General features: G+C 64.2%; 12 protein-coding genes. 7 read left to right on the top strand and 5 right to left on the bottom strand.

The features are described 5' to 3' along the window. The first annotated feature begins 1 nt into the window (after position 1). Positions 2 to 1,468, top strand: coding sequence for an efflux transporter outer membrane subunit (locus LY284_RS10020; RefSeq protein WP_045450381.1), 1,467 nt, complete (start codon positions 2 to 4; stop codon positions 1,466 to 1,468). Positions 1,469 to 1,621: 153 nt separating this feature from the next. On the opposite strand, the gene LY284_RS10015 is transcribed toward LY284_RS10020, so the two are convergent. Further along, a complete protein-coding gene (locus tag LY284_RS10015) occupies positions 1,622 to 3,013 on the bottom strand; it encodes a nucleobase:cation symporter-2 family protein (RefSeq protein WP_041730158.1) in 1,392 nt (463 codons plus the stop codon). 335 nt (positions 3,014 to 3,348) lie between these two features. Here LY284_RS10015 and LY284_RS10010 point away from each other — a divergent pair, with 335 nt between their 5' ends. The 4 genes from LY284_RS10010 (at position 3,349) to fghA (ending at position 8,109) form a co-directional block, all read left to right on the top strand. Next, positions 3,349 to 4,794 carry a xylulokinase gene (locus LY284_RS10010; RefSeq protein WP_045450382.1) on the top strand — a complete coding sequence of 482 codons (1,446 nt, stop codon included), beginning with the start codon at positions 3,349 to 3,351 and terminating at the stop codon, positions 4,792 to 4,794. Between the two features lie 101 nt (positions 4,795 to 4,895). Beyond that, positions 4,896 to 6,110, top strand: a complete 1,215-nt coding sequence (locus tag LY284_RS10005) for an AGE family epimerase/isomerase (RefSeq protein WP_045451865.1) — start codon at positions 4,896 to 4,898, stop codon at positions 6,108 to 6,110. A 26-nt stretch (positions 6,111 to 6,136) separates the two neighbouring features. Further along, positions 6,137 to 7,243, top strand: a complete 1,107-nt coding sequence (locus LY284_RS10000) for an S-(hydroxymethyl)glutathione dehydrogenase/class III alcohol dehydrogenase (RefSeq protein ID WP_045450383.1) — start codon at positions 6,137 to 6,139, stop codon at positions 7,241 to 7,243. A gap of 14 nt (positions 7,244 to 7,257) precedes the next feature. After that, complete coding sequence (fghA, locus tag LY284_RS09995; RefSeq protein WP_045451868.1) at positions 7,258 to 8,109, top strand: S-formylglutathione hydrolase; 852 nt, start codon at positions 7,258 to 7,260, stop codon at positions 8,107 to 8,109. 657 nt (positions 8,110 to 8,766) lie between these two features. Here fghA and LY284_RS09990 read toward each other — a convergent pair. From LY284_RS09990 to LY284_RS09975, 4 genes are read right to left on the bottom strand one after another with little or no spacing between them, the layout of a single operon-like run. Then, on the bottom strand, positions 8,767 to 9,555 hold the full coding sequence (locus tag LY284_RS09990; protein ID WP_045450384.1) for a metal ABC transporter permease: 789 nt from the start codon (positions 9,553 to 9,555) through the stop codon (positions 8,767 to 8,769). Positions 9,556 to 9,564: 9 nt separating this feature from the next. Next, the gene (locus LY284_RS09985; protein WP_045451871.1) at positions 9,565 to 10,452 is read right to left on the bottom strand and encodes a metal ABC transporter ATP-binding protein; all 888 of its coding nucleotides are present in this window, start codon (positions 10,450 to 10,452) and stop codon (positions 9,565 to 9,567) included. Beyond that, entirely contained in the window at positions 10,449 to 11,330 is an 882-nt protein-coding gene (locus LY284_RS09980; protein ID WP_045450385.1) for a metal ABC transporter solute-binding protein, read from the bottom strand. Before LY284_RS09980 ends, LY284_RS09985 begins: the two co-directional genes overlap by 4 nt. A 34-nt stretch (positions 11,331 to 11,364) precedes the next feature. Beyond that, complete coding sequence (locus tag LY284_RS09975) at positions 11,365 to 11,823, bottom strand: Fur family transcriptional regulator (protein WP_014190575.1); 459 nt, start codon at positions 11,821 to 11,823, stop codon at positions 11,365 to 11,367. Positions 11,824 to 12,162: 339 nt separating this feature from the next. Between LY284_RS09975 and LY284_RS09970 the strand changes: the two genes are divergently transcribed. Beyond that, entirely contained in the window at positions 12,163 to 12,936 is a 774-nt protein-coding gene (locus LY284_RS09970; RefSeq protein WP_014190576.1) for an L-iditol 2-dehydrogenase, read from the top strand. 232 nt (positions 12,937 to 13,168) lie between these two features. Continuing rightward, complete coding sequence (locus LY284_RS09965) at positions 13,169 to 14,524, top strand: sugar ABC transporter substrate-binding protein (RefSeq protein ID WP_045450386.1); 1,356 nt, start codon at positions 13,169 to 13,171, stop codon at positions 14,522 to 14,524. Positions 14,525 to 14,551: the final 27 nt, after the last annotated feature.

The following is a 14,551-nucleotide window of genomic DNA, read 5'->3' as shown; positions in this document are numbered from 1 at the left end:
CATGCGTAGACTTTCCTTGATTGCGGCGGCCATCGCCGCACTGGCGACCGGCTGCACGATGGCGCCGAAGTACGAGCGCCCGGCGGCCCCGGTGTCGTCGAGCTTTCCGACGGGCGGCGTCTACGCGACGCAGCCAGCCGCGGCGCATGGCGGCGCGCGCACGGCGAACGGCGCGTTTGCGGCGGATATCGGCTGGCGCGATTTCTTCGTCGATGTGCGCTTGCAGCAGCTCATCGACATCGCCTTGAAGAACAACCGCGATCTGCGCGTGGCGATGCTCAACGTGCAGGCCGCGCAGGCCCAGTACCGCATCACGCGCTCGGAGCTGTTCCCGACGCTCGGGGCGCAGGGCAGCCAGTCGAAGCAGCGCACGCCGGCGAACATGTCGTTATTCAACCAGACGATTCAGAACACGTATTCGGTGGGACTGAACGCGTCGTGGGAGATCGACTTGTTCGGCCGCGTGCAGAGCCTGAAGGATCAGGCGCTCGCGAAGTACTTCGCGACCGGCTACGCGCGCAAGGCGGTGGAGATTTCGCTGGTGTCGCAAGTGGCGACGCAGTATCTGCAAGTGCTGCAAGCCGATGATCTGCTCGCCGTCACGCGTCAGACCTTGAAGAGCGCGAGCGATTCGTACCGCATCGTGAAGCTGCAGTTCGACAATGGCGCGGCGTCGGAGCTCGATGTGAGCCAGGCGAGCACGGTGATGGAGAGCGCGGCGGCGAACCTTCAGGCGCAGGAGCGCGCGCGGGCGCAGGCGGTGAATGCGCTCGTGCTGCTGCTCGGCGAGCCGATGCCCGCCGACCTGCCGGGCGGCATGCCGCTCGACGGCCAGAAGCTGCTCACGGACATTCCGGCGGGCGTGCCGTCGGATCTGCTGCTGCGGCGGCCGGACATCATGGAGGCGGAGCAGAACCTGCTCGCGGCGAATGCCAATATCGGCGCGGCGCGCGCGGCGTTTTTCCCGCGCATTTCGCTGACCGGCAGCTTCGGCACGCTGAGCCCGACGCTCGGCGGATTGTTCGCGGCGGGCTCGGCGGCGTGGGGTTTCGCGCCGACCATTACGTTGCCGATCTTCGAAGGCGGGCAGAACCTGGCGAATCTCGATCTCGCGAACATCGAGAAGAAGATCGAAGTCGCGCAGTACGAGAAGACGATTCAGTCGGCGTTCCGCGATGTCGCGGACGGGCTCGCCGCGCGCGGCACGTTCGATCAGCAAATCGCGGCGCTCGAGCGCGATACGGCCGCGCAGCAGCGGCGTCTCGATCTTTCGGCGCTGCGCTACAGGCAGGGCGTCGATAGTTATCTCGGTGTGCTGACCGCGCAGCAGGATCTCTACGCTGTGCAGCAGACCTTGATTGCTGCGCGGACGCAGCGGCTCGCCAATCTCGTGACGCTGTATCAGGCGTTGGGCGGCGGGTGGATCGAGCGGACGGGAGATGTGCCGCGGGAGGTGGGGGCGGGCTAGCGCTTCGCCTCAAGGCGTGCTTCGCCTCATTGGAACACCCCAGACGATCGAACTTCGGCGTCTGGGGTGTTGTTCATTTCGTCAGCAAAAAAAACGCCGCGGCTCCCACCGCGGCGCACAACGCAAACACCCAGCAAGCACAGCCCAAACTCCTCAATGCGCATCGCCCGCATGCGCCGCGCCTTCGAACTCGTGCGCGGCTTCGTGCGCTTCGCGGCGCGCCTGGCGTTCCTTGCGCACGCCGTTGAACACGATGTTCAGCACCACCGCCGTCACCGAAGCCAGCAAGATCCCGCTATGCAGAATCGGTTCGAGCGCGTGCGGCAGTTGCGTGAAGAACTTCGGCGCGACCACCGGCACCATCCCCATGCCGACACTCACCGCGACAATGAACAGATTGTGCTGGTTCTTCGAAAAGTCCACGCGCGAAAGCGTCTTGATGCCGTTCGCCGCCACCATGCCGAACATCACGATGCCCGCGCCGCCGAGCACGAACGGCGGCACCGAAGCCACGACCTGCGCCATCTTCGGAAAGAGGCCGAGCGCCACGAGAATCACGCCGCCCGTCGCGCAGACGAAACGGCTCTTCACGCCCGTCACGCCGATCAGACCGACATTCTGCGAAAACGAGGTATGCGGAAACGAGTTGAAGATGCCGCCGATCAACGTGCCGAGCCCATCGACACGCAAGCCGCGCACGAGCGCCTTCTGATCGACGGGACGCTCGACCAGATCGCCGACCGCGAGGAACATGCCGGTCGATTCGATGAACGTCACGAACATGACGATGACCATCGTCGCCACGGAAAGCGCGTCGAAATGCGGCATGCCGAAGTGAAACGGCAGCACGATGCCGACCCACGGTGCGTGCGCGACGCCTTCCATGTTCACGCGGCCGAGCATCGCGGCAATGCCGAAGCCCACGACAATGCCGAGCAGCACCGAAATATTCGCGATGAAGCCGCGCGCGAACTTGTTGATGAGCAGAATCAGCGAAAGCACGACGAGCGAGAGCAGCAGATACACCGGATTGCCGTAGTCGGGATTGCCGATGCCGCCCGCTGCCCAGTTGATGCCCACGCCCATCAGCGAAAGCCCGATCACCGCGATCACGGTGCCGACCACGACCGGCGGGAAAAAGCGCAAGAGCTTGCCGATCATCGGCGCGAGCACGATGCCGATCACGCCCGCCGCGATCGTCGCGCCGAACACGTCGAGAATGCCGAGCGAGGGATTCGTGCCGATCGCGACCATCGGGCCGACGGCGGCGAAGGTGCAGCCCATGATGACAGGGAGGCGAATGCCGAAGATCCACAAACCGAGCGTCTGGATCAAGGTGGCGACGCCGCACGAAAACAGATCCGCGCTGATGAGGAACGCGATCTGGTCTTTCGGCAGGTTCATCGCGGCGCCGAGGATCAGCGGCACCGCGACGGCGCCCGCGTACATCACGAGAACGTGCTGAATGCCGAGTGTCAGCAACTGGCCGGTCGGCAACCGCTCGTCGACGGGATGCACCCTGGAATCTGTCGAACCCAACGCCATGTCTCTCTCCTTGTTTGCCAATCCGTTTGAATGGCCTCCAAGTTACGGGCATAAAAAAGCACGAACAAGACCGCACGGCGCTATACGTCGCGTTCGCGGGGCGATATGGGTTTCGCGCGCCACCGGTGGCGCAAACGTGCGCAAGCCCTTGCCACAAGGCGTTCGACGCATGCGCAAGGAATTTCGTCGCGTGACGGAAGGTCGCAATCTTCGGGCGCTCGTTATGATGTGCATCACGCGGCGCGTATAGTCCGTTTTTCGCCTTCGTCGCGCGATGGCGGGGTAAACCCGCGATTTACGCGTTTTCCCTAACGTCTTTTCAGACTCGACATCCCATGCGTTTTTTAGGCATCGATCTCGGTACGGGCTCTCTCAAACTCGCCATCGTCGACGAAGACGGGCGCGAAATCGCGTTCGCCAATGCGGCGTACGCGGTCACGAGCGCGCATCCCGGCTGGGCCGAAACCACCGTCGATGCATGGTACTCGGCGCTCGTCGATGCCGCTTCGCGTCTGCCCGCGAACGAGCGCGACGCGGTAAGCGCGATCGGTTTCTCCGGACAGATGCACGGCGTCGTGCCGACCGCCGCCGATGGCCGCGCGTTGCGCGCCGCGATGCTCTGGCCCGACACGCGCGCCCGCGATCTGCTCGACGCGTGGGGCCCGCCGCAGCCGAATCCGGTCGCGCCCGGCATGGCGGGGCCGTTGCTGCGCTGGCTCGTGCAAAACGAACCGCAGGTCGCGGCCGAAACCCGCTGGGCCTTGCAGCCGAAAGACTGGCTGCGCGTGAAGCTTGGCGGCGGCGCGCCCGCGAGCTTCGTCACCGATGCCTCCGATGCCTGCGCCACCGCGCTCGCGACGCCATCCGGCGCGTGGGACGACGTGCTCATCGAGCGGCTCGGCTTGCCGCGCGCATGGTTCGCGCCGCTTGCGGCATCGCATGAACGCGGCGGCGCGTTGTCGAAGGAAGCGGCTTCGGAACTGGGCTTGCGCGCGGGCATTCCGATGGCCGTCGGCGCGGGCGATACGCCCTGCGCCGCGCTCGGCAGCGGCCTGTCGTCCGATGGGGACGCGCTGCTCACCACCGGCACCGGCGGTCAGATCGTCGTCCTGTGCGCCGACGCGCCGGCGCCTGTGCACGGCCTGCATACCTATCGCGCGGCGACGCCCGCGTGGTATCGCATGGCGGCGATGCAGAACGTCGGCGTCGCGCTGGAGGCGGTGCGCGGCTGGCTCGGCTATGCGTCCTGGCCCGACGCGTATGACGACGCGTTCGGCGCGAACGCGAGCGCATCGGTGAGCTTCCTGCCGTATCTGAGCGGCGAGCGTTCGCCGTGGATGAACCCGGACGCGCGCGGCGGCTGGCTCGGCCTCGGTCTCGACGACACGCGCGGCACCTTGATGCGCGCCGCGTTCGAAGGCGTGGCATTCGCATTGCGTGCCGGACTGGACGCCATCCGCGAGAACGGCACGCCGCTTGACGCGATGCGGCTTGCGGGCGGCGGCTCGGTCGATCCGCGTTGGCGGCAACTGCTCGCGGATGCACTGCGCGTCGAGCTGCACGCCGTCGATTGCCCGAACGCCGCGACGCGCGGTGCGGCGATGCTCGGCGGCATCGTGGCGGGCCACTGGCGCGTCAACGATCTCGGTTCGCTTGCGCCTGGCGCCACGCTCGCCGCGACGCCGCGCGCGGATGCATCCCTCGACGATCGGTTCGCGCGTTTCATCGGTCTGTACAGGCGTGCCGAAGACTGGTTCGCGCCGAATCGCAAGTCCGCTTAAACTTGGGCGCTCTGCGGAAGCGCGTCGTCCCCGCTCATGAAGCGCGGCTTCATATGGGCGCTCACGATGCCTGCTTCATCACGATCACATCGAAATCTGCCATGGCCGCATCCACACCGTCGCATCCTGATTTCCGCTCGCGCGCGTTCCTGCTCGATCACGCATTGCGCACGATGACCTTCTATCACCCGCACTGCATGGACCCGGCGGGCGGCTTCTATCACTTCTACAAGAACGACGGCACGGTCTATGACCGCACGTCGCGGCATCTCGTGTCGAGCACGCGCTTCGTCTTCAACTACGCGATGGCGTACAAGCATTTCGGGCTCGACGAATATCGCGGCGGCGTGGCGCATGGCATCGAATATCTGCGCGCGTTTCATCGCAATCCGCAGACGGGCGGCTATGCGTGGACGCTGAACGGCCGCGACGTCACCGATGCGACCAATCATTGCTACGGCCTCGCGTTCGTCGTGCTCGCCTATGCGAAAGCCGTCGAAGCCGGTTTCGACGAAGCGCGCGCGTATCTCGACGAAACCTGGAACGTGATGGAATCGCGCTTCTGGGACGCGCAGCATGGTCTTTACAAGGACGAAGCGAGCGCGGACTGGCGCGTGTCGGACTATCGCGGCCAGAACGCGAACATGCATGCCTGCGAGGCGCTGCTCGCCGCATTCGAGGCGACGGGCGAAGCGCGCTATCTCGATCGCGCGGCCTTGCTCGCGGACAATATGGTGAACCGTCAGGCGTCGCTCGCGGGCGGGCTCGTGTGGGAGCACTACAAGCCGGATTGGTCGATCGACTGGGACTACAACAAGGGCGATCGCAGCAACATCTTCAGGCCGTGGGGCTTTCAGCCGGGCCATCAGACCGAATGGGCGAAGCTGTTGCTGATTCTCGACCGTCACCGGCCCGCGCCGTGGCATGCAACGCGCGCGCGGGAGTTGTTCGATCGCGCGCTGGCGCTTTCATGGGACCACGAGCACGGCGGCATGGTGTACGGCTTCGATCCCGACGGCAAGTTCTACGACGAGGACAAATACTTCTGGGTGCAGGCGGAATCGCTCGCGGCGGCGGCCTTGCTCGCGGATCGCGCGCAACGCGATGGCGACGCCGCGCTTGCCGCGCGCTACTGGAACGATTACGACCGCTTGTGGACCTATAGCTGGGCGCATTTCGTCGATCACAAGTGGGGCGCGTGGTATCGCATCCTCACGCGCGACAACCGCCAGTACAGCGACGAGAAAAGCCCGGCCGGAAAGACCGACTATCACACGATGGGCGCATGCTACGAAGTCCTGAACGTCGTGCGCTGAAGACATTCATAACCGGGAGCCGAACGATGAAGACGAAAGCAGCAATCGCATGGAAGGCGGGCGCGCCGCTCACGATCGAGGAAGTCGATCTCGAGGGCCCGCGCGCGGGTGAAGTGCTGATCGAGGTGAAAGCGACGGGCATCTGCCATACCGATTACTACACGCTGTCGGGCGCTGATCCCGAAGGCATTTTCCCGGCGATTCTCGGGCACGAAGGCGCGGGCGTGATCGTGGACGTGGGCCCGGGCGTCGGCACGCTGAAGAAGGGCGATCACGTCATTCCCCTCTACACGCCGGAATGCCGGCAATGCAAGTTCTGTCTGTCGCGCAAGACGAATCTCTGTCAGGCGATCCGCGCGACGCAGGGCAAAGGCCTGATGCCCGATGCGACCTCGCGCTTTTCGCTCGACGGCAAGCCGCTCTTTCACTACATGGGGACATCGACGTTTTCGAACTACATCGTCGTGCCCGAGATCGCGGTGGCGAAAGTGCGTGAAGACGCGCCGTTCGACAAGATCTGCTACATCGGCTGCGGCGTGACCACGGGCGTCGGCGCGGTCGTGTATTCGGCGAAGGTCGAGGCGGGCGCGAATGTCGTCGTGTTCGGTCTGGGCGGCATCGGGCTGAACGTGATTCAGGGCGCGAAGATGGTCGGCGCGGACAAGATCATCGGCGTCGATATCAATCCGGGGCGCGTCGAGCTCGCGAAGAAGTTCGGCATGACGCACTTCATCAACCCGAAGGACGTGGAGAACGTCGTCGACCACATCGTGCAGCTCACCGATGGCGGCGCCGATTATTCGTTCGAATGCGTCGGCAACGTGAAGCTCATGCGTCAGGCGCTGGAATGCACGCACAAGGGCTGGGGCCAGTCGTTCATCATCGGCGTGGCGGCGGCGGGCGAAGAGATCAGCACGCGTTCGTTTCAGCTCGTCACGGGCCGCGAATGGAAGGGCTCGGCTTTCGGCGGCGCGCGCGGCCGGACCGACGTGCCGAAGATCGTCGACTGGTACATGGAAGGGAAGATCAACATCGACGATCTGATCACACATCATCTCAAGCTGGAGCAGATCAACGACGGCTTCGACCTCATGAAGAAGGGCGAGTCGATCCGTTCCGTCGTCATCTATTGATCGAGGAGAAGTCGATGCTGGAACTGGTGGAAGAACATCGTTGTTTCGATGGCGTGCAGCGCATCTATCGTCACGAATCGAAGACGATCGGCCTGCCGATGCGGTTCTCGGTTTTCCTGCCTGCGGGCGCGGCGTCGGGCAAGGTGCCGGCGCTGTTTTATCTCGCCGGCCTCACGTGCACGGAAGAGACGTTCCCGATCAAGGCGGGCGCGCAGCGTTACGCGGCGGAGCATGGCATCGCGCTGATCGCGCCGGACACGAGCCCGCGCGGCGCGGAGATTCCCGGCGAGAAGGATGCGTGGGACTTTGGCGTCGGCGCGGGATTTTATGTCGATGCGACGCGTGAGCCGTGGGCGGGGCGTTATCGGATGTATTCGTACGTGACGCAGGAATTGCGGGAGGTCGTGCTGGCGGAGTTGCCGGTGCGTGGGGACCGGCTTGGCATCTTCGGGCATTCGATGGGCGGGCACGGGGCGCTCGTGCTTGCGTTGCGCAATCCGGATGTGTATTGCAGCGTGTCGGCGTTTGCGCCGATCGCGGCGCCTTCGACGTGTCCCTGGGGAGTGAAGGCTTTTACCGGCTATCTCGGGGATGATCGTGCGGCCTGGGCGCAGTACGATGCCAGCGAGTTGATTTCCGGCGATGCGGCGTCACGGTTCGAAGGGGGGATTCTGATCGATCAGGGACTGGCGGATCAGTTTCTTGCGGAGCAGCTGCATCCTGAGGTGCTGGAGCGGAATGCTCAGGCGGCGGGGCATGATCGGGTGGTCGTGCGGCGGCACGAAGGCTACGATCATGGGTATTTCTTTATCTCGACTTTTGTCGGGGAGCATGTGGCGCATCATGCGCGGGTTTTGTGTCGGTGAGTTTTTTTCGTCGTGAAGGTTGTATTCGTTCGTGAAGCTTGTATTCGTGTCGGTCTATTGGCTCTGCCCCTCCCCGGGGCGGGGGTAACTTTCTTTGCTGCTGCAAAGAAAGTCACCAAAGAAAGCAGCTTTGTCACCGCCCGCGGTCACACGCACGTTGGCCATTTTTCTCCTTCAAGGCGGCACTCGCCTAAGTGTCGCCCTCGAAGGACCAAGCGGGCTTGGATCGCGCACGGTCCGTCACATCGCACCACTCAACAAACTGGTACAGCCATTTCAAGCTCCAGCCCGCTTCGCGGCCGATGGGAAGAGCGGGTTTGCGTGCGCATTTGTGTCCCACTGGTTTCCCTTGCATACCCAGCGGCAGCGCGCAGCGCTGTGCCGAAGCTATTTCGTGCTGAACCAGCGCGCCAAAAGTTATGGCTTGTCAGACCGTGCGCGATCCAAACCCGATTGGTCCTGTGAGGGCACTCTTTAGGCGAGGGCCGTTCCCCGAGGAGAAAAGTGGCCAACGTGCGTGTGACCGCGGGCGGTGAGAGAGCTGCTTTCTTTGGTGACTTTCTTTGCAGCAGCAAAGAAAGTTACCCCCGCCCCGGGGAGGGGCAGTGCTAATAAACCGACACGACTACGGGATCCGGCAAAAAAAAACAAAAAACCTCAATGCCCCCGCCGCCCCACCAAACTCCCCCCATAAACCACCGCAGCCAGCATAGTGATCCAAAAACTAGTCGGCCAGTCGGTGTAATAAGCAAGCGTAAGCCCCACCCAAGCTTGCCCGAGCGCGAACAACGCCGCGAGCACCAACCCTGACGAAAGCCGCGTCGTCACATTCTGCGCGGCGGCCGCCGGCCCCACCATCAACGCAAAAACCAGCAACACGCCAACGATCTGCGTACACGCCGCCACCGCAAGCGCGGTGATCGCAAGAAACAGCACCGACACGAGCCGCAGCGACACGCCCTTGGCTTCGGCCAGCTCCGGCTGCAACGACGCAAACAACAGCGGCCGCATGATGAACGCGAGTGCGACGAGACTCACGACCGCGAGCCCCGCAAGCACCACAAGCGTCTGATGACTCACGCCGAGCACGTTGCCGAACAACAGCGCCGTGGCCTGCGTCGCATACGCGGTGAAGAAGTGCAGGAACAGCAGCCCGAACCCGAGCGATAGCGAAAGAATCACGCCGATCGCGACATCGCGGCCCGACAGCCGCTCGCCCAGCGCGCCCATGCCGACGCCCGCCGCGAGCGTAAAGCCGACCATGCCCCAGAGCGGCGGCATGCCGAGCAGCACCGCGCCGGTCGCGCCCGTGAAGCCGACGTGCGAAAGCGCGTGACCCGCGAAAGTCTGTCCGCGCAGCACGAGAAAGTACCCGACGATCCCCGAAAGCACCGCGACGATGCCCGACGCCGCAAATGCATTCACCATGAAGTCGTAATCGAACATTGTGCTTCTCTACTTGGCGTGACTGTGACTGTGACCGTGACTGTGCTCATGACCGTGGTCATGTTTGTGCTCGTGCTCGTCGCCTTCCTCGTGCGCGTGATCGAGCTTGTCGATTTCGACATCGCCCGACATCACGAAGATGCGGCCATTCACGCGCATCACGTCGATAGGCGAGCCGTACAGGCGCGAAAGGACGGGCTTCGAAATGACCTCGTCGACGGTGCCGAGCGCCGCGCGTCCGCTGCCGAGATACAGCACGCGGTCGAGCGAATTCAGCAACGGATTGAGCTCGTGCGCCGAGAACAGCACGGTGATATTCAGCTCGCGCTGCACGCGCCGCACGAGTTCGACCACGCCCGTCTGATGCCGCGGATCGAGACTGATGAGCGGTTCGTCCAGCAACAGCAGGCGCGGATCGCCGAGCAGACACTGCGCGAGCAGCAGCCGCTGACGCTCGCCCCCCGACAGTTCCGACAGCGGACGCGAGGCCAACTGACGCGCGCCGACGAGTTCGAGCACGCGCTCGACATCGGCGCGGATGCGCGCATTGCGATGCGGCAGCCCCCAGTGATGCCCGTCCGCGGCCATCGCGACGAAATCGCGCCCGAGCACGCGGCGGTTCGCAAGGCCGGTGCGAATCTGCGGCATATAGCCGATCGACGGATTGCCGCGCACGACCGCCTCGCCGTTCACGCGTATCGAGCCGCTTTTGAGCGGCACGAGGCCGAGCAGCGCGCGCATCAGCGTGGTCTTGCCCGCGCCGTTCGGCCCGAGCACGCCGATGAACTCGCCGTTGCGCACGGTGAAGCTCGCATCGTTGAGAATCTCGCGCCCGCCGAGCGCGAGCGTCACGCGATCGACTTCCAGCGCGGCTTGCGCCGTTGCGGCGGTGTTCATCGTTGCCATCCTTGCAGCGCGCCCGCGAGCGCGTCGAGCTGCGACTGCATCCATTGCTGATACGTCTTGCCGGCGGGCAAGGTCTCCGTCACGCTGACGCTCGGCACGTGAGCGTCCTTCGCGACGGCGAGCAGACGCTTCGTCAGCGCGCCCGTCGCCTGGCTGTTATAGATGAGCACGTGCACGCGGCGCTCGCGCAGATCTTTTTCGAACGCGGCGATATCGGCGGCGCTCGGTTCGGTTTCGTTCATCTCCGCCAGCTGGAAGCGCTGATTGCGCATCTCGAAGCCGATCGCATCGGCCATGTAGCCGAACACCGGCTCGGTCGCCGTGACCGGCACGCCCTTGTAGTGCGTTTTCAGCCGCGCGACGCTCGCGTCGATGGGCTTGAGCGTGTCGAGAAAGGCCGCGAGGCGCGTGTCGTAATCGTTCTTGTGCGACGGGTCCGCGCTCGACAGATACGCGCTCACCGCTTTGGCGACCGCGGGCATGGTCGACGGGTCGTACCAGAGATGCGGATTGTCGCCGGCCTTCTTGCCGACGAGTTGCGCCGCGACGATCACCGTGCGCTTGTCGTTGCTGCGCGATACGGCGAGCAGCTTGTCCATCCACGGATCGTAGTCCGCGCCGTTATAGACGACGAGCGCCGCGTGCTGCAGCGCGCGCGCCGTCTTCGGGCTTGCCTCGAAGAGATGCGGGTCTTCGTCCGGATTGCTGAGGATGCTCGTCACCTGCACGTGATCGCCGCCCAACTGGCGCACGACATCGCCGTAAAAGTTCTCCGCCGCGACGACCGGCACGCGCGCGGTCTGCGCGGAGGCCGCGTTGCAAATGCCCAGTGCGATGGCGAAGCAGGTCAGGACGTGCGCGAGTTTCATCGAGTTCCTTTGTTGTTGCCGATGGATGACGGATTCAGACATTGCGATGCTTCTTCTGGCAGTCGCTGCACAGCCCGCTCAGTTCGACGACTTGGTGATGCACCTGAAACCCATGCGCGGGCGGGCTCGCGGACAGCGACGATGCGAGTTCGCGGCCCTGTATTTCGAGCGTGTTGCCGCACTCGTCGCAGATCAGGAACTGGCTTTCGTGCGGCTTGCCGGCGTCGCAGCACGCAATGAACGCGTTCTTCGATTCGATGCGATGCACGAAGCCGTTCTCGACCAGAAAGTCGAGCGCGCGATACACGGTGGTCGGGGGCACGCGCGCGCCGCGTTGCGGCTCCATCGCGTCGATGAGGTCATAGGCGCCGATCGGCTTGTGCGCCTTCAGCACGAGTTCGTACACCTGACGCCGCAGCGGCGTGAGCGCGACGCCGCGCTCGACGGCGAGGGCCTCGGCGCGGGCCAGCATGGTTTGGACGGATACGGTCATGGCATGTCGGCCACGCTCGGCGCGGCCTTCGCAAGAGGTTATGCACGAGCGTTGAAGCCGCTCATAGGATGATTGAGCGATGATATAACGTATCACACTTTGTTGCACGTCCGAAGGCATGTCTTCACGGCGACGCGGAACGCCGCTTGCTCCCTGTCAGCCTTACCAGACGGGTTTTCCCGAGTCTTCGGAAGTTTGCGCGACGCAACATCGAAACCTGTGCCGATGCCTTGACACGATCACGCGCAGCGCCGATCATTCGATCAACCAACGAGCAATTGTTCATTCGCAGAGCGTTCGCTCACTATGCGAGAACGGTGCGGAGAATCGGAGACATCGGTGAGACTGAGAGAGAAGGTCGCCATCATCACGGGCGCGGCGAGCGGCATCGGCGAGGCCGTCGCGCGGCGCTATCTGGAGGAAGGCGCGCAGGTCGTCGTGGTCGACGTGAAAGACGAGCACGAACTGGCGCAGCGCTTCGCGGACGTCCCGGCGCGCGTGCTCGCGCTCAAGGCGGACGTCACGCGGCGCGAAGACATCGAGCGCATCGTGGCGCGCACCGTCGAGCGTTTCGGCGGCATCGACATTCTCTTCAACAACGCGGCGCTCTTCGACATGCGCCCGATCCTCGACGAATCCTGGGACGTCTACGACCGCCTCTTCGCGGTCAACGTCAAAGGCATGTTCTTTCTGATGCAGGCCGTCGCGAAGCGCATGGTCGAGCAGGGACGCGGCGGCAAGATCATCAATATGTCATCGCAGGCCGGGCGGCGCGGCGAAGCGCTCGTGTCGCATTACTGCGCGACCAAGGCGGCGGTGATCAGCTACACGCAATCGGCGGCGCTCGCGCTCGCGAAAGAGCGCATCAACGTGAACGGCATCGCGCCGGGCGTCGTCGATACACCCATGTGGGAGCAGGTCGATGCGCTCTTCGCGCGCTACGAGAACCGTGCGCCGGGCGAAAAGAAGCGGCTCGTCGGCGAGGCGGTGCCGCTCGGGCGCATGGGCGTGCCCGCGGATCTGACGGGCGCGGCGCTCTTTCTGGCGTCATCGGATGCGGATTACATCACCGCGCAGACGATCAACGTCGACGGCGGCAACTGGATGAGTTGATGATGCACCGCGTGCGTGCAGCATGCGGCTTGAAGCGCGGAAAGCACCGTCTATAGTGAAACGGCGTCGCGATGAATGCGGCAACCGTGACGCGAAACGCTGCACAAGGATAACCACGGCAACCGCGCGTTTTTCAGCGCGCACCTCGAAAGCAGGCAGCGGCATACACGGCACATGCGGTCGAGCAAGAGAGCACGCTGTGCCCGTGCCAACAAAACGGAGACGAACCAACATGAAACGCACTCAACGCATCGTTCGGGCACAACCGCGGGCACGTCACGCCGCAAGCGCGCTATGCGCCGCGCTGGCCGCCGCCGCGCTCGCGCCGGTCTCGGCGCATGCCGCGACGCTCACCATCGCCACGCTGAACAACCCCGACATGATCGAGTTGAAGAAGCTCGCGCCGGCGTTCGAGAAGGCGAATCCGGACATTCAGTTGAAGTGGGTGATTCTCGAAGAGAATGTGCTGCGTCAGCGCGCGACGACCGATATCACCACGAACAGCGGCCAGTTCGACGTCATCACGATTGGCACGTATGAAGCGCCGCAATGGGGCAAGCGCGGCTGGCTCTCGCCGATGACCGGCCTGCCCGCCAACTACGATCTCGACGATGTCGTGAAGTCCGCGCGCGACGGCCTCTCGTACAACGGCACGCTGTTCGCGCTGCCGTTCTACGTCGAAAGCTCGATGACGTATTACCGCAAGGACCTGTTCGACGCCGCGGGCCTGAAGATGCCCGATCAGCCGACCTACGACCAGATCAAGCAGTTCGCCGACAAGCTCACCGACAAGTCCAAAGGCCAGTACGGCATCTGCCTGCGCGGCAAGGCCGGCTGGGGCGAGAACATGGCGTTTGTATCGACGGTCGTGAATACGTTCGGTGGCGAGTGGTTCAACGAGAAGTGGCAAGCCCAGCTCGATACGCCCGAATGGAAGAAGGCGGTCGGCTTCTACGCCGATCTCCTGAAGAACGACGGCCCGCCGGGAGCGAGCTCGAACGGCTTTAACGAAAACCTCACGCTGATGTCGTCGGGCAAATGCGCGATGTGGATCGACGCGACGGTCGCCGCGGGCATGCTCTACAACAAGTCGCAATCGCAGGTCGCCGACAAGATCGGCTTTGCGGCTGCGCCCGTCGCCGTCACGCCGAAGGGCTCGCACTGGCTGTGGTCGTGGTCGCTCGCGATTCCGAAGACGTCGAAGCAGCAGGAAGCCGCGAAGAAGTTCGCCGCGTGGGCGACCTCGAAGGAGTACATCGAGATGGTCGGCAAGGACGAGGGCTGGGCCTCCGTGCCGCCGGGCACGCGCAAGTCCACGTATGCGCGCCCCGAATACAAGCAGGCCGCGCCGTTCGGCGACTTCGTGCTGAAGGCGATCGAGAGCGCGAATCCGAACGATGCGACGCTCAAGAAGGTGCCGTACACCGGCATCCAGTTCGTCGGCATTCCGGAGTTCCAGTCGTTCGGCACGGTCGTGGGCCAGTCGATCGCGGGTGTCGTCGCGGGCCAGACGAGCGTCGATCAGGCGTTGAAGGCGGCCAACGCCGCCGCCGATCGCGCGGTCAAGCAGGCCGGTTATCAGAAGTAAGGCCGGTACGCGGGCCGTGTCGTTCGA

It is taken from the genome of Caballeronia sp. PC1, assembly GCF_021353155.1.
Lineage (GTDB): Bacteria > Pseudomonadota > Gammaproteobacteria > Burkholderiales > Burkholderiaceae > Caballeronia > Caballeronia cordobensis.
The sequence above is the reverse complement of the archived record's forward strand: the minus strand, read 5'-3'. Positions and strand labels throughout refer to the sequence as shown.